This is a genomic window from Enterococcus sp. XAF26B05_ASV22 (genome assembly GCF_056727285.1).
The window spans coordinates 196,459-222,121 of the sequence record NZ_CM161538.1 but is presented as its reverse complement, the minus strand read 5'-3'; the positions used below and the strand labels follow the sequence as shown (position 1 = coordinate 222,121).

Here is a 25,663-nt window from a genome sequence, read left to right as displayed (position 1 = left end):
TCTTACTAAAAAATAGAGGCTAAGAAATTTTTTGCCATATCAAAGGCGCTTCCGACAGCACTCAACAAATCACCTTGCTCTAACTCTTTTTTGGCTATTTCTGCATCTAGTTTGGATAAATTTTGTTGATGGGTGTTTTCTTCTTTATGCAAAGCGGTTCCCATTTTTTTTGCTTTCTGATCAAATTTAGTACGAAGCGTCCCTTTAAACTGCCCTGTACTCAATTTTGTTGAGTATTGGTTGACTTCATTTTCGAATTTAGAGAAGGACGACATTGACTTATTTAACGCTCGTTTTGCTTCTTTCAATCGTTCTAATTTTTTTTGATTTCGATCATAATTTGCTTGTCGTTCATTTGCGATACGTTGCCATTTTGTTGCTTCTTGTCGATTTCGACCATTACTCTCTTGTCGTTTTCTTTCTGCTGCATCGTCTTTACTCATCGTTTTACCTCCTTTTACACTTAAACTATCAACTATTCACTAACCAACTTCACTCGACAAGCATTCCGTCCAACAAAGAAATGAGACTCATCTAGCTCAACTGTTGGTTCACTATAGCCTGATTTCACATTGATAAATCCTTGATCTGCTAAACGTGTACCAATCATTCCTGCTGGGATATTCGTGCGTAGTCGTTTATTAAAGTCATCGAAGCTATTTTCAATTTGTTTTTGATTGCCTTGGAAAATAAAGTAAATCTTCACTTTCGCGGCTTTTCTTAGGTACACGTCAATTGCATCATTGGTAATGAATGTCTTATCTCCAAATACATGCGCCTCTGGAACATAGACAAACATTGGTTCAGGATCTGTTGCGTCCTGACGAACTTCTTCCGTTATTTAATTCGTTCAGTTTTTATTTTTGATACAAAATAAAAAAGCTTAGATCTACAAATCAACTTATAATAAACCAAAAAAAGTTAGATTTTTTAGTCTAACTTTTTTTGGTTTACTTGCTAATTTGTTCTAAGCTTTTAAACAACATTTCTATTTAATTAAATTTTTTCTTTGCCTCTCAAAATGATAATCTGGCTTTCCATTTTTTGTAAGGTTTGTGAAAAATCATTGTGGAAAGTAGTAAATATCTGAGAGCAAGCATGGTATTCATTCGCTATTTTCTTTTTATTAACAGGACGCTTTTGATCGCTAAAAAATTCATTTAGTAGTTTTAAAGTACTTTTCCATGAATTTAGTTGTTCCAACAGATCATGTAAAGAATATACCTCTTGATGACTTACCATTTTGATAGGTTGATTATTTTTTGTCTTTATACTTTGCTTTTCCATAGTTCTCCTCCTTTTTTCGAATCGATGCTTATACAAACACCACTTCTTTTTTCATTATACTATATGATGTTCTTATAAACAACACTAAAAAGGGAGAGAATTCTATGGAAAGAAAAGTAGAAATTCGTTTGAAACAACTAGTTGATGATAGAGGAATCTCTTTAAGAGAACTTGCTCGTTTATCAGATATCGAGCCTTCAATTGTTAATAAGTTGGCTAATAATAAAAGAGAGAAAATTTATTTACCTCATATTGAGAGGATAGCGGATGCTTTGGATATTGATGATATCTCTGAAATAATTCGGTTGAAATGAGTAGGAAATGCAGTGTAAACACCATCATTTGGGAACTTACACTGTTTTTATAGTAAGAATTTTACTTTTTAATACTGCTCTCTGGCTTAGTTGTGCTAACTAATCCACTTTTCTTAGATCTAATATGTTGGAAAATTTTCATATTTTAGCTTAGTTTTTGACCATTAAATTATTAAGAATCTATAAAATACATTGAACTTGTTCTGATGTATTTCAATAAGTCTTTTATTATTTAAACAGTTCTCTTATCGAAAATTTGATTATCCTACAATTATGCACAAAAAATGGTATCAGCATTTTTTGCTGATACCATTTTACTAGACTTATTGAGACTGATTAATCTATTAACTTCAGATAATATTCATCATCTTCCGAAATCTGTTTTAAAAATTCTTCTAGCGATTCGGCTATCTTAAATTCATCATAATAAATTTCATTTCTCTCATTATTAGATATTTTTATTGAAATCATCGCGGTTTCATTCGCTTCGAAAAATACCAATTCATTTTCTAAATCATCATAAACTTCAATATCAGGAAAAAATTCATAATCATTTTGTTTTAATTTAAAATCTCTTATAGAATAAGGATCCATTATACGGTTGATATTATATTCAGAGCCTTTTATAAAACCATAACCTACACTCAAAAAGAATTCCTTTAGTTCTTTAGGAATTTCTAATTCTAATGCCCTTTCTACTTCAATTATGTCTTCCATTTTTATATTGTAAAAAATATTCCCACTATTATCTTCGCTACATTTAATCATAAATCGTTATTCCCTTATTTTATCGTAAATAAGTATAGCTTTTGCTCATATATTTTTTAAAGAACTGGTTCATCATTTTCATTCAATACAGTTTTTATTTCATTATTTTCATAAATTACCATATATTCATCTGGGAGAGCCAGAACTTGAATTATCTCAGGTTTTTGTTTTAAAAGTTGATAAGCATATAAGGCATATAGATCTTCTTCTGAATTATCCTCTTCTATACTACCTATATACCAACCTGAATCACCTGGTTCCACATCACTAGATCTTTGCATATACATTGTATCGAAAGTTAAAATATTTTTTTGAAGTATGATTTTATCGCTAAAACTAATTGATTTGCCTTCTAAATTTAGTTTTCTCAAAAAATGACCTTGTTTTAACTGTACCCATAGTGCCAAGGTTAAATCTTTAGTCTTATCTTCAAAAGGATTTTTGCTAGTATCATTTGTTAGTATAACGAATGAGTCTTTATTTATTTCTTCTAAAAAATAAATTGACCAGCTAATTTGGAATGATAATCCATTTATTAACTCTTCCTCATTCATATTTTTTAGGATATAGAACAGGCTTAACAATTGAGGCTCTAACTCTTTTTCTGCAGTAGCTATAAATTCTTTATTTCCTATTTTTTGCTTAAATTCTCTCATTTATTTCAACCTACTTCTGATGAAAATTTTCAAAGATTCCCAGACTTTTTTCTAATTCTAACATTCTCTCATCAGCAAAGAATCACTTACCTTAGATTCTACATTTTGATAATTCTACAACAAATCACTAGTTTTTACATACTATTACTTCTATTTTTACTCTTTAAAAACTATTACATAAAATATAAGCAGAGACATAATAATGATGATTATTTAATCTTTGATAGTGAAACTTTTTAAAAATCCATTAAATGTGTCTACTACCCAATATACATTTTCATTATCTGAAGAGCCTTCTAGTTCTTGTGCATTATCCCAAAAATAAACTCCCTTTTCATTCCCAAGTGAAAATATTTTTCGAGTTTCTTCTTAAGTTTTAGATTAAAGAGCATCATAATAAAAAGTATCATCTTCATTAATCTTCATCAAAAAATCCGAAAAACTATTAGCTACTTTTTCATCATAATAAAAAATGTCGTTTTCTTCTGGAGCAAGTCCAATAGATAGCATAGAAGCCTCATTGCCTTCAAAAAATATTAATTTTTCATCTTCAAATTCATCATATATTTCGATATCAGGGTAATATTCAAAATCGTTTTGTCTTAGTCTAAAATCTCTAACTGAGAATGGATGCATAATTCTGTTTACATTCCCAATATTACTGTGGATAAATCCATAGCCCACTTCTAAATAAAAATTTCTAAGTTCTTCGGGAAAAATAATTCCAAGTTCTTTTTCTACTTCAATTATATCTTCCATTTTTACAGCATAAGAAATATTTTTGCTGTTCTCCTTGATATCTTTGAGCATTCGTTGGTACCTCTTACTACTCTTCAACAGAAAATCTATTTAAAAATCCACTAAATGTACTTGCTAAAAAGTATACATTTTCCTCATCCGAAGAACTTTTTAACTCGTATGCATCATCCCAAAAATAAACTCCTTGTTCATCTCCAATAGTTATCATAATAAATAAACCTGAGTTATATTCAGTTCCAATTATAAAGCTAGATGGTGGAAGTTCATCTTCATATTCAAATAACCAAGTTCCTAAATCAAAGTTTTCATTTTCATTTATTCCAAGTAAAGAACCCAGAACTATCTCTTCCCCTATATTATCTAAATGAGTAGTTAAATAATTTTTAGCAGGTAACCCTCCGTTATAATTTTCTAAAAACTCTTTATAGTCATTTGGAAATACGATATCATATTTTTCTTCTAAAGATAAAATATCTATCTCTGATAAGTGACCAAATCCGTTAATATTGTTCATTATTTCACCTCATCATTTCTTTTTTAATGCAAACCCACCTTTATGTGTAAATCTTCTGTGGACCAAAGTCGGTACATCCTGTAGCGTCTTTCCATCTTGATGATGATGCCATGTTCCGTCAGCTTTTTTGGAAGAGATTTTATCAGCTTCTCGAAAATCCTTAGGTCTTGTTGTAAAACCATCTTCTAATGTAACCTCATTCCTAACAAATCCAGCTTCTTTAAAATCAGGATATCCATCTGTATATTTAATAACATTGCCATCCCAATCTTTGTACACCCATGTTCCATCATCTAGGATATCGATTTCTCCACCTTTATCCAACCATTTTTTAGGATCTCTAGAATTTTTAGGTTTTGTTTCTAGTAACTCTTTAGTAAAATCATCTGATTTTAATTTCTTAGCCACATCATCAACAGCGCCACTCCCCTTACTAAAGTTAGCTTTACCTGCCTTCATGTAATCACCTAATGTACCCTTACCAAAGACTTTGACACTTCCTCCTCCGCCAAGAGCTATTTCATCCATTATCGGCATTGGAATATTCTTTAGTTTTGTCGCAAATGCTTTAGCTGCGTCATCTCCATATTTCAGAGCTTTATCTACCATCGTTGTCGCTTTGCCTAGCTTCCCTAACGTTGTGGCTTTTGTTGTCGCTTTGAACGCATTTAATCCTTCTGTTATTTTACCAGCTAATTTCGTGCCTTTCAAGGCTGCGCTTACTTCTCCAACTCCTATAAACATACTCGCTACATCAAATACATACCCACCTATTTCGTATGCATTCCCATTTACTATATCCGTCAAAATTCCATCTACTAGAGCTTTGCCCATGTCAAAGGTTTGTTTTGCTGCTTCTCGGGAGACTGGATCGATTATCATTATTTGTGGATTCAACATTGCATTCACACCCAATACGACCGTTCCTAGCGTGGTACCAATTGCTTTGGCATTTTCCCAGGCTCCTTTGATATCGTCTAATTTCCACTGTGGTGTTTGAATCCCTCTTGCTGAATCAAGTCCCCATTCGACTAGCTCAACGCCTAAATGAACCAGTTCACTAGCGCTAATTGCTACGGAGCTAACCATGCTTCCTGCCCCACCGATAAAACCTTCTACAAATAACAGTCTGTTCTTAACATCGTTAGGGATAGAGAGGTTTTTTGTTCCCTCTACTACATTCCCCCACCAGTCACCAATACTATCTGACATATTTTTAAGAAAATTTTCTACTGGATGACGTTTTGCCCACTGTTCTTGTTTTTCCTTAGCAGCTTTTTCCGCGGCTAGTTTTGCATCCGCTTCTGCCTGAGCTATTTGACTATCAATATCTTGGATTGCTTCCGCTAATTCACTGCTCGACACAAACTCCATAAATCTTGGGTCTGTATAACTTAAGCCGCTCGCCGTTTCAGACATTTTAATTTGTTGAGCTAAAACATTGATGATTTCTTCTGCTGAGCTTGGTGGTTGCTTACTATCAAACTCATTGACTTTTTGAATGATCTTATCCAACTGCTTTTTTGCTTCATCGCAAGCACTAGTGAACGTACTACTGCTTGGCATAGAAAGCGAAATTAAATCGGCTATATCACTGTATGTCGATTTGATGGTTTGTCTTTTTTCTTTGTGCTCCGTCTTAAATTTATCAATGGCTGTTTTTGCCTTCGTTAAAACATCTTCGTCTAACACCGCACTTTGTGAGGTTTCTCCTGTGGTTCCTGCAAAATCTGCGTATGTTTTTTGGAGATCTGCTTCTACTAACTTATAGCTGTTTTTTAACCCAACTAATACGGCATTTTTATTATTATTGATATCAGCCGCGATTGCTTGTCCTACTTGACCGTGCATCGCATTACTGTTAATGATACCGTTCATTGAACTTTTCGCATTATCTAGTTGTTCTTGTGCCGTTCTTGATAGTTTTTGATACTGTTCCAACGCCTTTTTCATTTCGGCTGTTTCGACATGAAAGCCCATAATTTGCTCCTTTCTTTACGTTTTTATACGCTACTCCGTTGTTGTCATTCCAGAAAGTGTTTCATAATAGGAAATCGCATCTTCTGTCGTCATGTACGCTGTAGAGATTTGTTGATTTAATACTTGGGTTGCCTGTAATACATCAAACATAACAAGATCTCCAGCTAATATATCCTTATTTTTGCTTTTTATTTTGATACACGAAAAACGGTACAGTGATCGTAATTTATCCACCAATACCGTTTTAAGAGCCTAAAATCCAGCTGATTATACGTCAAAGAAGTATTCGAAAAAACTAGAACAACCCTTTGAAGTTTTCTAAAATAAATACAGCTAGTCTATATCAGCTATCGACAGCTTGATTAGTGAGTTAGTTCTTACTAGTCAAGGCTCTATCATTTGATTACAAGTATTATGATAGAGTACCTTTTTTATTTAGTTTTTATCTATGTCTCTTCATTAAGTTTGTGATAATTTAACAATCACATCTTGAAAAGAACTATTTTTACTTATTTCTATTTCTAATTGTTTTAAAATGTTTTCGGATGAAATTTTATCGCTTTCAACCGTATTCTCTTGTAAAATTTCTTTGATTTTTTCCTTTTCTATATGCGATTCCACAATATTTAAAGAAATATCATAAAAGCTACCATCTATCATTAAACAATATCCATTTATTCTTAAATAAATATACGTTGTCACTAATGCAGTGCGCTTATTTCCATTGTAAAAGCAATGATAATTGGAAAGTGCATACCATAGATAAGCTGCCTTATCGAAAAATGTGGGATACAATTCCACACCGAAAACTTCTTGATTTAATGATTGAGAAATTAGTTGAATAGAGTTTTTATCTCTGATACCATACATAGGTTTAACAACATTTTGGGTTAATTTCTGCAGAAAATTATTAATATCAATTATCAACTGTTCATTCATAATTTTTTTTTATAAACCTTTCTAACTCTTCAAAAGAGCAAAATGATTCTCGTGTATCTATTGATTCTCCGAATATAGATATACGATACTCTAAAGAATCCTTAACTTGATATATTCCTATAATAAAGTAATTCACCTTTGTATGTGAAAGTCCATCTTCCACCAAATAAAATAACCGGTTTATTTCATTAAATTCAATGTTAATACTTAGCGTCTCCGTAATCTTTTTTTCTAAAATATCTATGGAATTAGCATCACCACTGCAAATGCTTACTCCTTCTTTTGTATCAAAAAGTACTACTGTATAGTTATTATCTTCTCGTTCTGAATCATATTTAATTGTAAAGTTTGCTTTATTTTCCTTTAAGAATGTTTGCAATTTCTGATACATCTGTTATCTCCTTTCTACCTAATTTGCCAATCAAATCCCATTTTTGAGTATCACTTAAAGGTGATTTCAAGCTTAAATCATCTAATAACATATTTAATGTATCAAAAGCCGTTCTTTTATTCCCATTTTCAAACGCATGATCCGCAATACTTCTAGTGACTGCTGAGGTTTGCTCCCATGCATCTTCATAATAAGACGCAGAATTAATTATATTATCTATTGAATTATTTTGTTCAAATCCATTAGAATATTTTTTGTTTATATTCTTAATATCATCAGCAATTTCATCCATATTATTAATTAAGTTTCTAGGAGGTTTATTGACATTAGCCCCACTGGATCCCTTAGCCACATCATCCACAACCGACCCTACTTTTGGCGCTTTCAACTTAGTTGTAACATTCTTTGCCGTGTTTTTCAATCCGTTTACTGCTGATAACATGGTGCCCACTGTCAAAATATCTGTCGTCATATCATAGATATCTCCACGTTTAAAGTCATCAGCCATTGCGCCTATCGCTGCTTTACTCATTTCAAAAATGGCTTCAGGAGTTAATGCCTGAACATTCTTAACAGCTCCTGACCAATCTTTTCCAATCCAATCTGGTGATTTTACGCCTCTTCGATTATTGATCCCTGCAGCGAGTCCTCCACCTAATAGCTGACCAACTTGTATACTCCCAATCGCTAATGAACTGATCCCCTCTCCTACAAATCCTATCGTAGATTCTAAAACTAATAAAATGCCTTTGCCTGTTTCTAAGAGTAAAAAACCTTCGGTATTGAGCCCTTTTGTTCCTTTGACAATCCCATTCCACCAACAACCGATTCCATCTGTAAAATTTCGTAATCCATTCTCTAATGGATGATCTTTTGCCCACTGTTCTTGCTTTTCCTTAGCAGCTTTTTCCGCGGCTAATTTTGCATCTGCTTCCGCCTGCGCAATCTGACTGTCAATATCTTGGATTGATTCTGCTAACCCGGTTTGGGAGACAAACTCCATAAATCTTGGGTCTGTATAACTTAAGCCGCTCGCCGTTTCAGACATTTTGATTTGTTGAGCTAAAACATTGATGATTTCTTCTGTTGAGCTTGGTTGTTGCTTACTATCAAACTCATTGACTTTTTGAATAATCTTATCCAAGTGCTTTTTTGCTTCATCACAAGCACTAGTGAAGGTACTACTGCTTGGCATAGAGAGCGAAATCAAATCGGCTATATCATTGTACGTTGATTTGATGGCTTGTCGTTTTTCTTTGTGTTCTGTCTTGAATTTATCAATAGCTGTTTTTGCTTTAGTTATGACCGCTTCATCTAACACCGCACTTTGTGAGGTTTCTCCTGTGGTTCCTGCAAAATCTGCGTATGTTTTCTGGAGATCTGCTTCTACTAACTTGTAGCTATTTTTCAAGCCCACAAGTACAGCATTTTTATTGTTGTTGATATCTGATGCGATTGCTTGGCCTACTTGACCTTGCATCGCATTACTTTTAATGATACCATTCATTGAATTTTTCGCATTATTTAGTTGTTCTTGTGCCGTTTTTGATAGTTTTTGATACTGTTCCAACGCCTTTTTCATTTCGGCTGTTTCGACATGAAAGCCCATAACATGCTTTTTTGAGAAGAGTATTCAAACATCGAATCAAAAAATCGCATAAAAAAGTTTAATTTTTTTGCCTCTACAGAAATCACCAGTTGAATTCCTTGCTAATTCAATATAAATAACTCTAGTATACGTTTTTAATAAAGCATATTTAATAACTTCGTAAATGTTTCACATATAAATAAAATGGACTTTTCACTATCCTTATCAGCTACTTCATGATTCCAAAATATCACATTTGGTACTTTCTTATCACGAAAATCAAAACAAATTAAATTACCAAATGGATCCTCAGCAATAGGAATTACGCCCTTAACTATACGATCAGAGACATCTTCTAAGACTTCAAAAATATTACTATAGTCATCCTCTTTAAAACTTATTAAATTATTAAACACTTCTTCCTTATCGTTAAACTTAAACTTGTTTGGGTGAGGATATCCTCCATCGTTATTGGATACTACTTCAATATAATCCTGCGGAAACTTTATATTTAGTTGTTTTTCAGCATCAACAATTTCATTTCCCAGTAGTTTACCGTTTGAGTTCTTCCATGTAACTATCTTTGACATAATTCATACTCTCCCTAATTTCCTGGACCCCAGATACTAAAGCCTCCAATATGTCCAGTTTGTCTATGAAATTTCCTATCAACCAACTGCATTACACCAGAATCTTGATGATGGTGCCAAGTAAATCTTTTAGGAACTCCTCCAGATTTAAATATTTCAATTTCTTCTAAAGAAAATTGACTTGCAAACTCTTTATTTTTTAATATTTTTTCATACAGGTCTTTACTTGCTCTATCGAAATGTGTTTCTCGCCAATGACCATGGATCCGTGGCTCCTTGAAGTCCCAAACCGATTGTTTTTAACGTACTGCCCATCGCCTTCGTATTTTCCCATGCTCCTTTGATATCATTTGGATCTATGATTGCTACGATGCCTCGACCTAAAAACGTCAACCAACCCATAATCTATATAGGTTACTTGTTCTCTGTTTGAATCAATTGTTTTACTCATTTATTTTTTGATACATAAAAAACGGTATCAGTTTTTCACTAATACCGCTTCAATAACGTTTCATTTTCAATCTAAAATTACCATTAACTTAATAAACATTCGAAAAGAACGGAAAATTCATCTAAATTTTTGTACACTAAATACAGTTAGTTTTTTGTTAGCCACCGACAATTTGATTATCAATCCTGTGATAAAGTATTTTTTTATCTCTATTTATTCATCTAAATAACTTGCCACTCCCACAAAATTTATTTGATAATTTTGATTAACAATACTAATCCTTTTATCTTCCTCTTTGTTATATGAATAGTTATAAACCAATAGTATTGAATTATAAATAGTCTCCTGATTTTTAAATTGCGGAATCAGTTGTTCATCATAAGAAAAACCCTCTAGCAATTCTCTTATATTCTTATTTTTCACTGGAATCCAATCTCGCTCAATTAAATCTCTATCATAATAGCCTAATTTATAGTCTTTCTCAAATTGAGAAGGTATACTATCTCCTTCCTCTGTATAAGATACTTCCACATACTTATCTAATGCTTCTTTATCAGAAAAATTACCTAACCACAATGAAACATCATTTTTATCAGCCAAATTAATTACCTCCTTAATCCTTCAGGCAAACCTTGAATTCCATTTTTAAGTCTACTACTTGCCCACTCATTTAATTTTACTACAAAATTATCATAGTCAGTAGCATTATCTATAATTTTTAAAATTTCATTATGAGCTTTTGTTGAACCTCTTCCTCCATGCCAACCGCTTGGGTTTACAAACTCCACATCTTTTGTTAAAGTTCGCAACTCTTTAATATCATCCATGCTAACTCCCCATTTTTTAAATGTTGGTGTTCTAGAAACCAAGTGCCATTCATGATATCCTCCTGGCCTCCTAATTCTATCTTCTATTTTTTTCCGAAGTTCGGTATTTTTCCAAAGTTTTTCTAACTGTTCACTTGTCAAATTATCAAACCACTTATTAAATTCATTATTTCTAACAGAAGGAATTTTTATATCATCCGCAGCTTCACTAACTTTCTTAACCACATCATCTGCGAATCCATCACCTTTACTAAAAGCTTCCATATAATCGCCTAAAGTCATCTTGCCCATGCTTTGACCTGCAAATGCTAATTCATCCATAACTGGCATTGGAATATTCTTTAGTTTTGTCGCAAATGCTTTAGCTGCGTCATCTCCATATTTCAGAGCTTTATCTACCATCGTTGTCGCTTTGCCTAGCTTCCCTAACGTTGTGGCTTTCGTTGTCGCTTTGAACGCATTTAATCCTTCTGTTATTTTACCAGCTAATTTCGTGCCTTTCAAGGCTGCGCTTACTTCTCCAACTCCTATAAACATACTCGCTACATCAAATACATACCCACCTATTTCGTATGCATTCCCATTTACTATATCAGTCAAAATTCCATCTACTAGAGCTTTGCCCATGTCAAAGGTTTGTTTTGCTGCTTCTCGGGAGACTGGATCGATTATCATTATTTGTGGATTCAACATTGCATTCACACCCAATACGACCGTTCCTAGCGTGGTACCAATTGCTTTGGCATTTTCCCAGGCTCCTTTGATATCATCTAATTTCCACTGTGGTGTTTGAATCCCTCTTGCTGAATCAAGTCCCCATTCGACTAGCTCAACACCTAAATGAACCAGTTCACTAGCGCTAATTGCTACGGAGCTAACCATGCTTCCTGCCCCACCGATAAAACCTTCTACAAATAACAGTCTGTTTTTAACATCGTTAGGGATAGAGAGGTTTTTTGTTCCCTTTACTACATTCCCCCACCAGTCACCAATACTATCTGACATATTTTTAAGAAAATTTTCTACTGGATGACGTTTTGCCCACTGTTCTTGTTTTTCCTTAGCAGCTTTTTCCGCGGCTAGTTTTGCATCTGCTTCTGCCTGAGCTATTTGACTATCAATATCTTGGATTGCTTCCGCTAATTCACTGCTCGACACAAACTCCATAAATCTTGGGTCTGTATAACTTAAGCCGCTCGCCGTTTCAGACATTTTGATTTGTTGAGCTAAAACATTGATGATTTCTTCTGCTGAGCTTGGTTGTTGCTTACTATCAAACTCATTGACTTTTTGAATAATCTTATCCAAGTGCTTTTTTGCTTCATCACAAGCACTAGTGAAGGTACTACTGCTTGGCATAGAGAGCGAAATCAAATCGGCTATATCATTGTACGTTGATTTGATGGCTTGTCGTTTTTCTTTGTGTTCTGTCTTGAATTTATCAATAGCTGTTTTTGCTTTAGTTATGACCGCTTCATCTAACACCGCACTTTGTGAGGTTTCTCCTGTGGTTCCTGCAAAATCTGCGTATGTTTTCTGGAGATCTGCTTCTACTAACTTGTAGCTATTTTTCAAGCCCACAAGTACGGCATTTTTATTGTTATTGATATCAGCCGCGATTGCTTGTCCTACTTGACCTTGCATCGCATTACTGTTAATGATACCGTTCATTGAACTTTTCGCATTATCTAGTTGTTCTTGTGCCGTTCTTGATAGTTTTTGATACTGTTCCAACGCCTTTTTCATTTCGGCTGTTTCGACATGAAAGCCCATTATTTGCTCCTTTCTTTACGTTTCTTTACGTTTTTATACACTACTCCGTTGTGGCCATTCTAGAAAGTGTTTCATAATAAGAAATGGCTTCTTCTGTCGTCATGTAGGCATATATATTTCCACCGAAGATACATATGAATTAGAATTTTTCTTAAATTTGTCTTCTTAATTTTGATATACGAAAATCGGTACTAGTGTTGTTTCTCACTAATACCGTTTTAATAGCCTATAACTCATCTGATTGTTCTTCCACTGAATATTCACGATGGATAGAACAAAATCTAAAAATTCATGAAATCTGTCTATCAATCCTTTTTTGTAGTAGGAATTTCTTTAGGTATATAATTTATGAATTCAGAGGTATTTTCTGAGTAACTATTATTGTCATAAAACTCGGTAATTTTGTTTAGCAAATCGTTATCATCAATAATAGTATCCATTAGCTTTGATTAAAAAAACTATGACATCTTTCATGTACCTATCTGGTATATATTTCTGTTTTATATTAGGAGGCTTAAAAAATAGCGATTATTACAATATTTTTTTATTAATTGAGTGTATAAACCGTAACATTTACACAGTTCATTTTTCATAAAATGGGCTGTATTCTTGGGTAACATTCCTCCCAAAATCACTGTTAAAAGAAATGGTATCAAGTATATCTTCTTTTCTTAGATATCTTTGTATCTTTTTATTTACATAAGGTAATATTTCATCGTCATTTTCCGAGTCAATAATTAACAAGAAACTTTTTTGGAGATTTTCTCGTACCATTTGCAACAAAAAGGCTTTACTGATTTTTGTTTCTTTTCCAAAAATTATTTTACATTTATCTACAAAAAATTCTGGATACTCAGCTGGGAGTCCAATTGACACTTGCTCATTTTCTTTGATATTCCCACTATTTGACTGTATAAATTCTAAATTATCTTTATTTAAAACCAGATTTTGACTATAAGGATTGATTACTATACCAGTAACAGATAAATCTTCTTGAATAATTTTCAAATAATCATATATAGTAAAAACTACAGCATGACTTTCTTTTCCTAATCGTAAATTATCCCAGTCTGTAAAAGCTGGTAAATAATCATTGCCTACAGAGTCCTCGATTTTAATAATGCTAATTTTATTTCTATAATCCAAATTAACTGGTAATAATAATTTTGAGTTTTCTAATTCTTCATAAAAAAATTGCTCATTTTTCCCCGTATAATTTTTCTTTATACCTTCAATTCTTGCTACTAATTCGGGATTTTGGACTTCTTCTTCCATTCTTTTATCTCCTAAATTCATGATAACAATCTATCTAATTTTTCTAATTCTGGAATTACAGGACTAGAAAAATGTGTAGTTTCGTCAACAAACTGTCTAATCAAACTATTTAAATTTATTTTCTCATTATAAGTTTTACCACTCAGTGATAATGTATAAATTTTATTAACAAGGTTATGGATATCCCTTATAACTCCTTCATAATCTTGTTGGCTAGGAAATTCGTTATCTAAAATTAATAAAATCTTTTTGCATGTCTCCTTTAATTCTTCCATTCTACTTCACTCCTATCTTACTAGGTACTACTCTAATATCCGTAATCCACTCCAATGGCCAATGTAGTCTTCATAATTTAGCTTTTGTGCTTTTGGTATATCTTTGGTCATTTCTTGCCATAACTCAAATTCTTCTCTTTTTAAAGCTGGCAAAGAGAAAAATGGCTCTCTAATCCGTAAAACCCAATAAATAAAGTCAATAGACTGCTAGGCGCTCCTAACGTTGCTATTGACTTTCTTTATTGAGCATGTGCTTTTTATTCTGCCCTTCCTGACTCTAGAGAAAATGTTGTTTTATCACCATCATCACATTCAATAACAATGGATTCTGTTCCCTCTAAGTAGTAATCTTCGATTACATTTCTAAATCCCATACTCCATAATAAAGAACCGTCATTTTCATAAACAAATACATCTAATTCACAAATGAATACAATATATTTAGAATCTGAATCTATCATTATTTCATATAACAGAGAAGGCAATTTTTCTTCAAACAATACAGTCTTAGTAGTATAGTCTAAACAAGCATACATGCTGTTTATTCCTACGAATATATTATTTGATAAAGTTAACAACTTTATCTGGGGCTCCAAACCTACATCATAGTAAATAAAGCCTATGTCAACCAAATTATTACTGAATTTTATGAATTTGTTACTTTCAGAAATTTCTTCACTGAATAAAAAAGAATTTTCATCTAAGCTTTGTTCTAGTTCAACCGCTGATTCATAAGATTTTTTCTCAAAAGAATTCATTTATTTCCCACCTTTAACAATTATTGTTAGTAGTCTATCTCCATCCCAAACAGATTCTATTTTTACGCCTCCGTTAGGACCTTTTAAAAAGCTCTCTCTTACAGTAGCTGTATAATTTACTGTTGGTGTACCAGGTAACTCCTTAGCTATATAGCTCCTAGATTCTGTTTTTAAAATATTGGAAGAATCATTCACTACATTTTTCAAATGATTATTCAAAAGTTCTCTGTTACTTGGCGTATCATAAATACCAATCTTACTTAACTCACTTTGCATAGTTTGTGACCTTTGAATGTTGTGTTTATTCCCCTTAGCTTTTCCGAAAAGATAGTCAAGTTTATTTCCTATCTCTGGATTTTTTAGTTTTCCAACCCTACTCGCTTTTTTAGCCACGTCATCCACAACCGATCCTACTTTTGGCGCTCTCAACTTAGTTGTAACATTCTTTGCCGTGTTTTTCAATCCGTTTACTGCTGATAACATGGTGCCCACTGTCAAAATATCTGTCGTCATATCATAGATATCTCCACGTTTAAAGTCATCAGCCATTGCGCCTATCGCTGCTTTACTCATTTCAAAAATGGCTTCAGGAGTTAATGCCTGAACATTCTTAACAGCTCCTGACCAATCTTTTCCAATCCAATCTGGTGATTTTACGCCTCTTCGATTATTGATCCCTGCAGCGAGTCCTCCACCTAATAGCTGACCAACTTGTATACTCCCAATCGCTAATGAACTGATCCCCTCTCCTACAAATCCTACCGTAGATTCTAAAACTAATAAAATACCTTTGCCTGTTTCTAAGAGGAAAAAACCTTCCGTATTGAGTCCTTTTGTTCCTTTGACAATCCCATTCCACCAAGAACCGATGCCGTCTGAAAAATTACGTAACGTATTCTCTAATGGATGATCTTTTGCCCATTGTTCTTGTTTTTCCTTTGCGGCTTTTTCTGCTTCTAGTTTTGCATCTGCTTCTGCCTGAGCTATTTGACTATCAATATCTTGGATTGATTCTGCTAACCCTGTTTGGGAGACAAACTCCATTCTGGTAAAAGTGCAGTATCTATCTTGGAGTCTATTAAGGAAGTATAGTCTAAATAAGCTATCAAACAAGGATGATTCTCCCCATAATTTTAAAAATAGAAAACCGAAAATCCTTTTTTCGATTTTCGGTCTGCTATTTCATTTGTCTTGGGACTTACGTCCCAAGCTCATTCATTTTATTTTACAATTTCAATTTGGTTTAAACTACCTGTCTCTTGATTAACCTGAAATTTTCTTCCCATAAAATCCGTAACAAATAATATGTCATTTACATCTAAATTCATCCCAACTATGGGAGCACAAATGTAGTCTGGATTATTTTGAGGAGGAATATTTTTTATTCGCCACTTAATACTTCCAGATTGATTAACAGCAACAACATTACAAAGTTCTTCTTCGGTCAAATTTCGCCCAGAAGGAATTTCTAACCTTACAAAAATATAATTATTATTTGATTTCAGTTCAGATATATTATATTGAAATACTATTTTCCCTCCTGAAATTGTTAATTCATTATTCTCGTATTCAACTTTATTATCTATTTTAACCCACTCCATTCTTTAATAGTTCCTAATTCTTTAAAATCCCCAATATATTGACCTTTCAAGTCAAATTGAACACCTCCACCTTTATGTCCGAACAATGGATTTACTTCGCCCATTCGTAAATTAGTTCCCTTTGGTATCGTTACTTCTCCAACATATTCTGGTAAGTGAGGGAGTGCAAATTTATCTTGGATTTGAGCAGGAGTTAACCCTTTAATATCATCTGCTTTCATAAGCCATCCACCATGCAAGTTAGAATTAGTTTTGTCATAAACTCTTACAAATTTTCCTTCATCTAATAAATTTAAATCTTGAACTACTGTTTTAGAAGTATATGGTGGTTCCGCGTATCCTTGATTTTTCCACCAATTATTGACACTTTCGGCTGATTCATATTTATTAACTTTTACATTATTTTTCATGCTTCCCAATTGGTCATCTAGATAATCAAGTCCACTGGCTTTCTTAGCTACATCATCCACAACCGACCCAACTTTTGGCGCTTTCAACTTAGTTGTAACATTCTTTGCCGTGTTTTTCAATCCGTTTACTGCTGATAACATGGTGCCCACTGTCAAAACATCCGTCGTTATAGCATAGATATCTCCACGTTTAAAGTCATCAGCCATTGCGCCTATCGCTGCTTTACTCATTTCAAAAATGGCTTCAGGAGTTAATGCCTGAACATTCTTAACAGCTCCTGACCAATCTTTTCCAATCCAATCTGGTGATTTTACGCCTCTTCGATTATTGATCCCTGCAGCGAGTCCTCCACCTAATAGCTGACCAACTTGTATACTCCCAATCGCTAATGAACTGATCCCCTCTCCTACAAATCCTATCGTAGATTCTAAAACTAGTAAAATGCCTTTGCCTGTTTCTAAGAGTAAAAAACCTTCGGTATTGAGCCCTTTTGTTCCTTTGACAATCCCATTCCACCAAGAACCGATTCCATCTGTAAAATTTCGTAATCCATTCTCTAATGGATAATCTTTTGCCCACTGTTCTTGCTTTTCCTTAGCAGCTTTTTCCGCGGCTAATTTTGCATCTGCTTCCGCCTGCGCAATCTGACTGTCAATATCTTGGATTGATTCTGCTAACCCGGTTTGGGAGACAAACTCCATAAATCTTGGGTCTGTATAACTTAAGCCGCTCGCCGTTTCAGACATTTTGATTTGTTGAGATAAAACATTGATGATTTCTTCTGTTGAGCTTGGTGGTTGCTTACTATCAAACTCATTGACTTTTTGAATAATCTTATCCAAGTGCTTTTTTGCTTCATCACAAGCACTAGTGAAGGTACTACTGCTTGGCATAGAGAGCGAAATCAGATCGGCTATATCATTGTACGTTGATTTGATGGCTTGTCGTTTTTCTTTATGTTCTGTCTTAAATTTATCAATAGCTGTTTTTGCTTTAGTTATGACCGCTTCATCTAACACCGCACTTTGTGAGGTTTCTCCTGTGGTTCCTGCAAAATCTGCGTATGTTTTCTGGAGATCTGCTTCTACTAACTTGTAGCTATTTTTCAAGCCCACAAGTACGGCATTTTTATTGTTATTGATATCTGATGCGATTGCTTGGCCTACTTGACCTTGCATCGCATTACTTTTAATGATACCATTCATTGAATTTTTCGCATTATTTAGTTGTTCTTGTGCTGTTTTTGATAGTTTTTGATACTGTTCCAACGCCTTTTTCATTTCGGCTGTTTCGACATGAAAGCCCATTATTTGCTCCTTTCTTTACGTTTCTTTACGTTTTTATACACTACTCCGTTGTGGCCATTCTAGAAAGTGTTTCATAATAAGAAATGGCTTCTTCTGTCGTCATGTAGGCTGTAGAGATTTGTTGATTTAATACTTGGGTCGCCCGTAATACATCAAAGGAAAAGGCATCTTCATATTCATTTGTATAACTTTCGGCAATTACACGTTTGATCATCATATTTGAAATCAAAATGGGATCATTTCCTGGGATTTCTCCAAATGGCCATAGTCGTCCTAAATAATCCACAATGTATTGATCAAAGCCGGACATCAACGGGACTTTTCTTCCAGTGAGAGTGACAATTGCACCTAATTCGCCATCTTGAAACATACCTGCTACACTTTCTGGCAACATACTTTCATCCAGTTCAACGGTTGTTCCAACTGGATAAATTGGGGCAAACGCAACATCAATTTTGCCAATGTATTGTAAAAATTGGGGGATAGTCAATACCACCTGACTTGATTGGCGATCAAAGGTAACCATTTGTTCCTCATAATCAAAAAATACGCTCAACTTGGCACCGACCATAGGTTTATGCTCAAATTGCTGTTCTAAATCCCGATATGTTTTATAGACCGATTTTAATAACTGGAAATTTGTTCCTAAGAGAACACCCGTTAGAATCAGCTCTTCTGTCACTTCAAAGGTAAGTGATTCATCATTGATCAAAACACCTTCAAAGAATTTCTTTGAATCATAATTTGCCATCACTTAAACCTCACTTTGGCTGTATTTTGTTCAAATGATTTAGATGCTTGTTTATCCTCATTTACAATGTTTTCAGCAACTTGTTTCATTTTTTGTGTATCTGTCCTCGAAACATTTTTGAAAGACTCTACTGTATTTACTAGTGTCTTTTGTGTCTCTATCACTTTTTTAAAGCGTTTTAAGGTTGTTTTACCTAATTCATTAATCGTAGGTTTGGAAATACTTGAAACAGCGCTGTCTGCTTTTGAAACTACTGCATCCCAAGCCGCTTTATCTACACCTGTTTTTCCCATCTATGATCACTCCTTGTCTCAAACTAAAAGATAGACGCCAAGAAATTTTTTGCCATATCAAAAGCACTTTCTACAGCACTTAGCAAATCTCCTTGTTCTAATTCTTTTTTTGCTATTTCTGCATCTAGTTTTGCCATATTTTGTTGATAGGAATTTTCCTCTTTATGCAAGGTTGTACCCATTTTTTGGGCCTTTTCATCAAATTTATCTCGAAGTGTTCCTTTAAATTGTCCTGTGCTTAATTTTGTTGGGTATTGCTTCACTTGATTCTCAAATTGCGCAAAGTTCTTCATGGAATTATTTAATTTACTTTTTGCTTCTTTTAGACGTTCTAATTTTTTTTGATTTTTATCATAATTTGCTTTTCGTTCGTTCCCAATTTGTTGCCATCGTGTTGATTCTTGTCTATTTTGAGCATTCTTTTCCTGACGCTTTCTTTCTGCTGCATCGTCTTTACTCATCGTTTTACCTCCTTTTACACTTAAACTATCAACTATTCACTAACCAACTTCACTCGACAAGCATTCCGTCCCACAAAGAAATGTGACTCATCTAGCTCAACTGTTGGTTCACTATAGCCTGATTTCACATTGATAAATCCTTGATCCGCTAAACGTGTACCGATCATTCCTGCTGGGATATTCGTACGTAGTCGTTTATTAAAGTCATCGAAGCTATTTTCAATTTGTTTTTGATTGCCTTGGAAAATAAAGTAAATCTTCACTTTCGCGGCTTTTCTTAGGTACACGTCAATGGCATCATTGGTAATGAATGTCTTGTCTCCAAATACATGCGCCTCTGGAACATAGACAAACATTGGTTCAGGATCTGTTGCGTCCTGACGAACTTCTTCCACTACTTAACTCGTATAATTTTTATTTTTTGAGACAAAAAAAAGCCTAGACCCATAAATCAACTTGCAATAAACCAAAAAAAGTTAGATTTTTTAGTCTAACTTTTTTGGTGTACTTGCTAATTTGTTCTAAGCTTCTAAACAAAGTTTCTATTTCATTAAATTTTTTCTTTACCTCTCAAAATGATAATCTGACTTTCCATTTTTTGTAAGGTTTGCGAAAAATCATTGTGGAAAGTAGTAAATATCTGAGAACAAGCATGGTATCCACTCGCTATTTTCTTTTTATTAACAGGACGTTTTTGATCGCTAAAAAATTCATTTAGTAGTTTTAAAGTACTTTTCCATGAATTTAGTTGTTCCAACATATCATGCAGAGAATATACCTCCTGATAACTTATCATTTTAATCGGTTGATTATTTTTTGTCTTTATACTTTGCTTTTCCATAGTTCTCCTCCTTTTTTTAAACGATGTTCTTACGAACACCACTTCCTTTTTTATTATACTATATGATGTTCTTATAAACAACACCAAAAAGGGAGAGAATTCTATGGAAAGAAAAGTAGAAATTCGTTTGAAACAACTAGTTGATGATAGAGGAATCTCTTTAAGAGAACTTGCTCGTTTATCAGATATTGAGCCTTCAATTGTTAATAAATTGGCTAATAATAAAAGAGAGAAAATTTATTTACCTCATATTGAGAGGATAGCGGATGCTTTGGATATTGATGATATCTCTGAAATAATTCGGTTGAAATGAATAAGAAAAGCAGTATAAACACCAAGATAGGTACTTACACTGCTTTTTCTCAATCATTCTAAAACTCCATTTATCTATTAGCGGCTTGAATCTGTATAATAACCAAGATATAAGTTAACATATTCGCTTCCATTTTTAGGAAATACATGATAAAACGGTGTTGCGACATTTAAATTATTTTCTTCTAAAGTTGCTAATAATTCCGCATAAGCTTGTTCTGTCTTAATATCAAAATCTCCAACAATTATTGTTTTTACTAATTGATTGATTTCAAAATATGAAGAAAATTGATACTCCTTGATCTCAAAGGTATCTTCAATAATTGGAAAAAACATTTCTATATCTATCATTTCATCTGTTGGAACATTATTAATACTATAAAAATATGGTCCTTTCAAACTATAACCTTCAGAAGTAATACCTAAGACAAAATCTTGATAATGCTTTTCCATTTCAGAATAATAAAATTTGGTCCGCTTACTTACAACATTTTGAAAGCCGATTTTTTCTACTGTAAAAACTTTTGGTAACAACCTCATAGTTTGTCTACCTCACAATATAGATCAATAACAACATCGCCATCTAGATCAAGCAAAACATGATAAATTGTTAATAAAATACCTTCATCCTCTTCAATCTTTTCCTTGAGTTTATCATAAGGTATGGCTTCTTCTTGGTTATAATGACGATAAAAATAATTTGTAGTAAAATCTAAATGTTCTTTATAAAAGAACTGTGACTTATTTTCACCAATAATATTTATTTTATTACCAACAGCCGAAAAAACGGTTATCTCGTTTCCTTTATCAAACGGATTATACTCAAAGATAACAGGTACATCTGAATAGTATCCATTTTGGATTAATAATTCTTTGAACTCTTTACCCATTTTGGCAACCTGATCAAATATATCCTCATCAGAATCAATTATTGCATTGAATCCAATAACATTATTTAAGCTAAGTTGTTTTGTCTTTAGCTTCATTTTTCATTCCTCCGTTTTTTATTCTTTACTTTTTTTATCATCCATTGTATAAAAATAACCACAAATCCAATTAAAATTATACTTACAATAACTCCGAATATATTTTTTGTTGTTCTAGATAGAGTATATTTCTCATCTATTTGCACCATAAATATTATTATAAAAAAACCTATTAAAACATATGTTGATTTTTTTTTTAAGTATTGAAAGTAACCTTTTTTTGAAGGAAAAGGCCTTTTGTTCTCTATTTTCTTCCCAGTAATCCTTATCCACAATTTTCAAATGAATTAGGTAGCCAATCTCTACAAGCAGTCTTGGAAAGACTAGTACAAAAATCAAGCCAAGTATGAGCCCTAAAACAACTAAAGAATTTGTAAAGATTGTTCCAACCACGCTAACTACTCCAAAAATAATCCAAATCGAATTAGAGCTAAATACTTTTGAAAAAGCAGCATAATTAGCAACAGCTCTTTGTTCAGAAAAACCTTTACTTATTTCCTTTTTGATCCAGAAAATAGTATAACAAGTAGTGAATAGGACAACTACTCCAATTATAATCAAATACATAGTTGATTAGGTTGCATTAAAATCAGCAATGTTTGATTTATAGCCAGTCGATTTTCCATTACTAATCATAAACGAAAGTGCTACCAAAATAACTAATTCAGCGAATAAAGTGAAAAATAGTAATATAGAAGTCAATATCTGATGCTTGTATATACTTTTTTGAGGAACTAGAAAAAGTGATAAGTTCAGTAAAATAGCATAAACTACATAAAATTTCAACGCTCCATATAATAGCGTACTTATTATGTTGTGATACCAGGAATGAATTTCCACTCCTGGTATTAATCCTATAATTGATAGAACGAATAAACATATTGATTGGATACGCAACATTCCCACTGAACCTCTGGTATTCGCTAAAGAAATAAAGTACTTTTTATTTAATGATTCTGGACTGTTTTTATTTTCTATCGCGCTTATCCCTCACTTTTTTTATAATCCACATTATGAAAGCTACCACAAAAAAGAGTAGGATCGCCATGAGAACATATGAAAATGTAATCTGCAGGCCTTTAGGCACCTTGTATCTATCTTCTATTTCTACCATGGCAACAATTAGTAGAACACCCATAATCACATACGTGGATGTCTTTTTTAAACGTTTTTTTAGAACTTCTTTCCATGGTTTTTCTGGCTCATCAATATAATTGACCCAATATTCTTTGTCTGTATTTAGTAGAAATGCAGAGTAGGCAAGCTCTATTGTTAATCTAGAAAAAGCAGCGCCTAAAAACATACCAAACACCAAGCCAAACACTCTCGCTAAATTCCCTGTTAAAAAGGCTCCTATCATTGAAAAACCAAAGATTATCCATAGTGATTTTGACTCGTAAACCTTAGCTCGTGCAAAATAGTTAGCAGTTGTACGGGTCTCTGAAAACCCAATTTTTAATTGTTTTTTTAACCAATAAAAATTATAAAAAAGAGAACCTAGATATGTTAATCCGAATAGTAACAGAACAATAATTGAAAACTTCGATTCATATCTAAATTCATTTCCATTGGTTCCCTGCGTCATAGTATATCCTAGGAACATTAGCACAAACGTAAGCATAACCGAAAAAATTGTAAGCCATATAGCTGCAAAGTCCTGATGTAGAATCAAAATTTTTTTTGTAATTCTAAAACTAACCATGAAAAGCGTTAATGCCATGAAAATGACTATACATAAAATTATAATATTCATTACGCTTTTCATTGGACTTATTTGATAGCTCCAAACAGCTATATTCCAAGTTATAATCAAACAAAGAAGTGCAATGACCAAGCCCGCCCATGATATGTATAATGAGCTAATGCTTCCCCTAGTAGCTACAAATGATTTAAAATATTCTTTGTTCATTTCCTTTGGAGATTTTTTTTTATTATTTACTGTCATACAATTAACCTCCAAATCCCCAATTAAGACCACCGAACATATCTCCGAGTCCTTTGGTAACTTTTTTAACTCCATCCTTAACATGGTCTACAGTACTCTTTGGTGGATCACCATATTTCCAGTTATTTAGCCGTTCGTTAATAAACACACCTGTCGCTGCACCGACTACTGTACCGAGTGGAGGCAAGAAAAATGAACCCACAGCCGCACCTACTGCGGAAGCACCTGCACCTGAGCCAATATCAATTGCAGTATCTGTCGCAAAATTAACCATTTCGCCAACACCAAGTCCATCAGATAAATCTACATTGTCCGCAAAATTATTTCCTACCGTTACAACCGTTCCAAGAACTCCCAGACCTTTTCCAAACTTGCCAACTTTAGATGCATCTCCCCATCCTTTAAAATCATTGGCAGGATTAAATGCCTCTTTGAATCCAGTCCAACCAGCTGCTTTTAGTTCTGCAAAGTTCATTCCCCCATCGGGAAGTCTAGAATAATGAAACTCTGACAAATCTATTCCTGACTTATTTTTGAGGTCTTTTCCCCATTTGTAAGTAAACCCACCATTTTGTGTTGGCTTGAAAAGGAATCTATCTCCCCATTTCAGACGCCCCAGTGCATCTTGTGAGATTGCTACTCCGTTTAAAAATGCCCGTCCATTTCTAAAACTTATACCAGCTTCTGCAAGCTCATGTCCATCTTTTAAATAATCTAAGAAATCTGGTCCAAATTTTTTAAGGTTCTCGATTAGCCAGTTTTCTGCTTCTTTTGGTGTCATATTTTTTGGCATATTTGCTACAGCATAGGATGGCGAGTTTTTCATTGCTGATGCATCTTTTTTACTTGTGAACCAACTTTTATCTGTTCCTTTAGGCAACGAATACGAACCGTCACTATTAACAACTGTTCCACTCAATACAAGCACACCTTGCATCGCAATACTTAACTCATTTAAGCTATTATTAAAAAGTCCATTCGTCTGACTCGAAAAATCATGTAACTTCTTAATTTTTTTCTGTACCTTATCAATATCATCTTGCATGCTGTTTGCCATACGGTTCAATCGATTTTGCGCATGCTTTAACATATCTTTCAATCCTGGTACTGGATTCCCTGCCGCTAGATTTCCAGCGGTATTTGCTGAAGCAGTTAGAGCTGCTTTGGATGCTTTCAAGAGTTGCATCTGCATATTCAACTTATCTTCATCCAGAAAACCTTCACTTGAAATCGCTGCATTCGCTCCTGTATATTTTACTAAATCATTTTGTATACCGTCCATTGATGTGGTAACACGACTTATCGTTGGAAGGATTAATTCTGAAAATAATCCTTTTCCCGCATTATAGGCCGAACCGGACAAGGTACGTCCATCCACGGCTGCAGTTAAGCGCTGACTTCCTGATCGTAAGTCACTCACGGTGCTTTTTGCCGTCGATAAATTGCTCGACATGGCACTCATCAATTTTGAAGAGTCTCCGCTTGAATAGACTAATCCCATGTTAATTCATTCCTTTCTTTCTGGATTTCTGAGCGTTCTTCGTTTAGTTGTTCTATTGTCCAAAATAAAGATGCTAAGAACTGTATACTTAACATCTTTATTTTTAGAT

Annotated in this window: 36 protein-coding genes; 2 read left to right on the top strand and 34 right to left on the bottom strand. The window is 33.6% G+C overall.

Annotated elements, in window-relative coordinates; translation table 11 throughout:
• Positions 1-5: 5 nt before the first annotated feature.
• The 3 genes from AC1PU0_RS01140 to AC1PU0_RS01130 form a co-directional block, all read right to left on the bottom strand.
• Positions 6-443: a DUF5082 domain-containing protein gene (locus AC1PU0_RS01140; RefSeq protein WP_069654196.1), complete on the bottom strand. Its 438-nt coding sequence runs from the start codon at positions 441-443 to the stop codon at positions 6-8.
• A gap of 32 nt (positions 444-475) precedes the next feature.
• Positions 476-799: a hypothetical protein gene (locus AC1PU0_RS01135; protein ID WP_242590170.1), complete on the bottom strand. Its 324-nt coding sequence runs from the start codon at positions 797-799 to the stop codon at positions 476-478.
• 197 nt (positions 800-996) lie between these two features.
• Positions 997-1,287 carry a hypothetical protein gene (locus tag AC1PU0_RS01130; protein WP_206850727.1) on the bottom strand — a complete coding sequence of 97 codons (291 nt, stop codon included), beginning with the start codon at positions 1,285-1,287 and terminating at the stop codon, positions 997-999.
• A gap of 104 nt (positions 1,288-1,391) precedes the next feature.
• On the opposite strand from AC1PU0_RS01130, the gene AC1PU0_RS01125 reads away from it, so the two are divergent.
• A complete protein-coding gene (locus tag AC1PU0_RS01125; protein WP_111247266.1) occupies positions 1,392-1,601 on the top strand; it encodes a helix-turn-helix domain-containing protein in 210 nt (69 codons plus the stop codon).
• A gap of 336 nt (positions 1,602-1,937) precedes the next feature.
• On the opposite strand, the gene AC1PU0_RS01120 is transcribed toward AC1PU0_RS01125, so the two are convergent.
• The 26 genes from AC1PU0_RS01120 to AC1PU0_RS00995 all read right to left on the bottom strand — a co-directional run bounded on the left by AC1PU0_RS01120 (position 1,938) and on the right by AC1PU0_RS00995 (position 20,810).
• Entirely contained in the window at positions 1,938-2,369 is a 432-nt protein-coding gene (locus tag AC1PU0_RS01120; RefSeq protein ID WP_206850726.1) for an SMI1/KNR4 family protein, read from the bottom strand.
• 56 nt (positions 2,370-2,425) lie between these two features.
• The gene (locus AC1PU0_RS01115; RefSeq protein ID WP_206850725.1) at positions 2,426-3,025 is read right to left on the bottom strand and encodes an immunity protein Imm33 domain-containing protein; all 600 of its coding nucleotides are present in this window, start codon (positions 3,023-3,025) and stop codon (positions 2,426-2,428) included.
• A 381-nt stretch (positions 3,026-3,406) separates the two neighbouring features.
• Positions 3,407-3,835, bottom strand: coding sequence for an SMI1/KNR4 family protein (locus AC1PU0_RS01110; RefSeq protein ID WP_206850724.1), 429 nt, complete (start codon positions 3,833-3,835; stop codon positions 3,407-3,409).
• Positions 3,836-3,851: 16 nt separating this feature from the next.
• On the bottom strand, positions 3,852-4,298 hold the full coding sequence (locus AC1PU0_RS01105) for an SMI1/KNR4 family protein (protein WP_206850723.1): 447 nt from the start codon (positions 4,296-4,298) through the stop codon (positions 3,852-3,854).
• Between the two features lie 12 nt (positions 4,299-4,310).
• Entirely contained in the window at positions 4,311-6,278 is a 1,968-nt protein-coding gene (locus AC1PU0_RS01100) for a T7SS effector LXG polymorphic toxin (RefSeq protein WP_479998641.1), read from the bottom strand.
• Between the two features lie 459 nt (positions 6,279-6,737).
• Positions 6,738-7,217 carry a type II toxin-antitoxin system death-on-curing family toxin gene (locus AC1PU0_RS01095; RefSeq protein ID WP_206850752.1) on the bottom strand — a complete coding sequence of 160 codons (480 nt, stop codon included), beginning with the start codon at positions 7,215-7,217 and terminating at the stop codon, positions 6,738-6,740.
• Positions 7,210-7,608: a hypothetical protein gene (locus AC1PU0_RS01090; RefSeq protein WP_206850751.1), complete on the bottom strand. Its 399-nt coding sequence runs from the start codon at positions 7,606-7,608 to the stop codon at positions 7,210-7,212. The genes AC1PU0_RS01095 and AC1PU0_RS01090 overlap by 8 nt, the downstream gene beginning before the upstream one ends.
• Positions 7,571-9,217, bottom strand: a complete 1,647-nt coding sequence (locus AC1PU0_RS01085; protein ID WP_479998640.1) for a T7SS effector LXG polymorphic toxin — start codon at positions 9,215-9,217, stop codon at positions 7,571-7,573. Before AC1PU0_RS01085 ends, AC1PU0_RS01090 begins: the two co-directional genes overlap by 38 nt.
• A gap of 134 nt (positions 9,218-9,351) precedes the next feature.
• Complete coding sequence (locus AC1PU0_RS01080) at positions 9,352-9,786, bottom strand: SMI1/KNR4 family protein (RefSeq protein ID WP_083241809.1); 435 nt, start codon at positions 9,784-9,786, stop codon at positions 9,352-9,354.
• A 14-nt stretch (positions 9,787-9,800) separates the two neighbouring features.
• Positions 9,801-9,992 (bottom strand): HNH endonuclease, encoded by a 192-nt coding sequence (locus AC1PU0_RS01075; RefSeq protein ID WP_340689598.1) that lies wholly within the window; start codon positions 9,990-9,992, stop codon positions 9,801-9,803.
• Between the two features lie 25 nt (positions 9,993-10,017).
• On the bottom strand, positions 10,018-10,188 hold the full coding sequence (locus AC1PU0_RS01070; protein WP_167351525.1) for a hypothetical protein: 171 nt from the start codon (positions 10,186-10,188) through the stop codon (positions 10,018-10,020).
• A 262-nt stretch (positions 10,189-10,450) separates the two neighbouring features.
• Complete coding sequence (locus AC1PU0_RS01065; RefSeq protein WP_010771993.1) at positions 10,451-10,837, bottom strand: immunity 22 family protein; 387 nt, start codon at positions 10,835-10,837, stop codon at positions 10,451-10,453.
• Positions 10,838-10,842: 5 nt separating this feature from the next.
• Positions 10,843-12,837: a T7SS effector LXG polymorphic toxin gene (locus tag AC1PU0_RS01060; protein WP_479998639.1), complete on the bottom strand. Its 1,995-nt coding sequence runs from the start codon at positions 12,835-12,837 to the stop codon at positions 10,843-10,845.
• A 305-nt stretch (positions 12,838-13,142) separates the two neighbouring features.
• Complete coding sequence (locus tag AC1PU0_RS01055) at positions 13,143-13,277, bottom strand: DUF2247 family protein (RefSeq protein WP_420841170.1); 135 nt, start codon at positions 13,275-13,277, stop codon at positions 13,143-13,145.
• 142 nt (positions 13,278-13,419) lie between these two features.
• Positions 13,420-14,112: an enhanced serine sensitivity protein SseB C-terminal domain-containing protein gene (locus AC1PU0_RS01050; RefSeq protein ID WP_069654727.1), complete on the bottom strand. Its 693-nt coding sequence runs from the start codon at positions 14,110-14,112 to the stop codon at positions 13,420-13,422.
• Between the two features lie 17 nt (positions 14,113-14,129).
• Positions 14,130-14,387: a disulfide bond formation protein gene (locus AC1PU0_RS01045; RefSeq protein ID WP_206850813.1), complete on the bottom strand. Its 258-nt coding sequence runs from the start codon at positions 14,385-14,387 to the stop codon at positions 14,130-14,132.
• A gap of 27 nt (positions 14,388-14,414) precedes the next feature.
• The gene (locus AC1PU0_RS01040) at positions 14,415-14,540 is read right to left on the bottom strand and encodes a hypothetical protein (protein WP_277989363.1); all 126 of its coding nucleotides are present in this window, start codon (positions 14,538-14,540) and stop codon (positions 14,415-14,417) included.
• Positions 14,541-14,644: 104 nt separating this feature from the next.
• Positions 14,645-15,145, bottom strand: a complete 501-nt coding sequence (locus tag AC1PU0_RS01035; protein WP_206850815.1) for a hypothetical protein — start codon at positions 15,143-15,145, stop codon at positions 14,645-14,647.
• Positions 15,146-16,189: a hypothetical protein gene (locus AC1PU0_RS01030; protein ID WP_479998638.1), complete on the bottom strand. Its 1,044-nt coding sequence runs from the start codon at positions 16,187-16,189 to the stop codon at positions 15,146-15,148.
• A gap of 176 nt (positions 16,190-16,365) precedes the next feature.
• Positions 16,366-16,746: a DUF7957 family protein gene (locus AC1PU0_RS01025; protein ID WP_206850647.1), complete on the bottom strand. Its 381-nt coding sequence runs from the start codon at positions 16,744-16,746 to the stop codon at positions 16,366-16,368.
• Positions 16,728-18,464 (bottom strand): T7SS effector LXG polymorphic toxin, encoded by a 1,737-nt coding sequence (locus tag AC1PU0_RS01020; protein ID WP_479998637.1) that lies wholly within the window; start codon positions 18,462-18,464, stop codon positions 16,728-16,730. The genes AC1PU0_RS01025 and AC1PU0_RS01020 overlap by 19 nt, the downstream gene beginning before the upstream one ends.
• Before the next feature lie 40 nt (positions 18,465-18,504).
• Positions 18,505-19,215 carry a DUF4176 domain-containing protein gene (locus AC1PU0_RS01015; RefSeq protein WP_069654461.1) on the bottom strand — a complete coding sequence of 237 codons (711 nt, stop codon included), beginning with the start codon at positions 19,213-19,215 and terminating at the stop codon, positions 18,505-18,507.
• Entirely contained in the window at positions 19,215-19,508 is a 294-nt protein-coding gene (locus AC1PU0_RS01010; RefSeq protein WP_069654462.1) for a TIGR04197 family type VII secretion effector, read from the bottom strand. The genes AC1PU0_RS01015 and AC1PU0_RS01010 overlap by 1 nt, the downstream gene beginning before the upstream one ends.
• A 23-nt stretch (positions 19,509-19,531) precedes the next feature.
• A complete protein-coding gene (locus tag AC1PU0_RS01005) occupies positions 19,532-19,969 on the bottom strand; it encodes a DUF5082 domain-containing protein (RefSeq protein ID WP_206850181.1) in 438 nt (145 codons plus the stop codon).
• Positions 19,970-20,001: 32 nt separating this feature from the next.
• Positions 20,002-20,364 (bottom strand): hypothetical protein, encoded by a 363-nt coding sequence (locus tag AC1PU0_RS01000; RefSeq protein WP_206850182.1) that lies wholly within the window; start codon positions 20,362-20,364, stop codon positions 20,002-20,004.
• A gap of 155 nt (positions 20,365-20,519) precedes the next feature.
• Positions 20,520-20,810: a hypothetical protein gene (locus tag AC1PU0_RS00995; protein WP_206850183.1), complete on the bottom strand. Its 291-nt coding sequence runs from the start codon at positions 20,808-20,810 to the stop codon at positions 20,520-20,522.
• Between the two features lie 103 nt (positions 20,811-20,913).
• Here AC1PU0_RS00995 and AC1PU0_RS00990 point away from each other — a divergent pair, with 103 nt between their 5' ends.
• Entirely contained in the window at positions 20,914-21,123 is a 210-nt protein-coding gene (locus tag AC1PU0_RS00990; RefSeq protein WP_111247266.1) for a helix-turn-helix domain-containing protein, read from the top strand.
• A 77-nt stretch (positions 21,124-21,200) separates the two neighbouring features.
• On the opposite strand, the gene AC1PU0_RS00985 is transcribed toward AC1PU0_RS00990, so the two are convergent.
• From AC1PU0_RS00985 to AC1PU0_RS00965, 5 genes are all read right to left on the bottom strand, one after another.
• A complete protein-coding gene (locus tag AC1PU0_RS00985) occupies positions 21,201-21,662 on the bottom strand; it encodes a DUF5085 family protein (protein ID WP_206850184.1) in 462 nt (153 codons plus the stop codon).
• Positions 21,659-22,108, bottom strand: a complete 450-nt coding sequence (locus AC1PU0_RS00980; RefSeq protein WP_206850186.1) for a hypothetical protein — start codon at positions 22,106-22,108, stop codon at positions 21,659-21,661. The genes AC1PU0_RS00985 and AC1PU0_RS00980 overlap by 4 nt, the downstream gene beginning before the upstream one ends.
• Positions 22,109-22,240: 132 nt before the next feature.
• Positions 22,241-22,501 carry a hypothetical protein gene (locus AC1PU0_RS00975; protein WP_479998636.1) on the bottom strand — a complete coding sequence of 87 codons (261 nt, stop codon included), beginning with the start codon at positions 22,499-22,501 and terminating at the stop codon, positions 22,241-22,243.
• Between the two features lie 574 nt (positions 22,502-23,075).
• On the bottom strand, positions 23,076-24,053 hold the full coding sequence (locus AC1PU0_RS00970; RefSeq protein ID WP_206850191.1) for a hypothetical protein: 978 nt from the start codon (positions 24,051-24,053) through the stop codon (positions 23,076-23,078).
• Positions 24,054-24,057: 4 nt separating this feature from the next.
• Positions 24,058-25,554, bottom strand: a complete 1,497-nt coding sequence (locus AC1PU0_RS00965) for a T7SS effector LXG polymorphic toxin (protein WP_206850193.1) — start codon at positions 25,552-25,554, stop codon at positions 24,058-24,060.
• Positions 25,555-25,663: the final 109 nt, after the last annotated feature.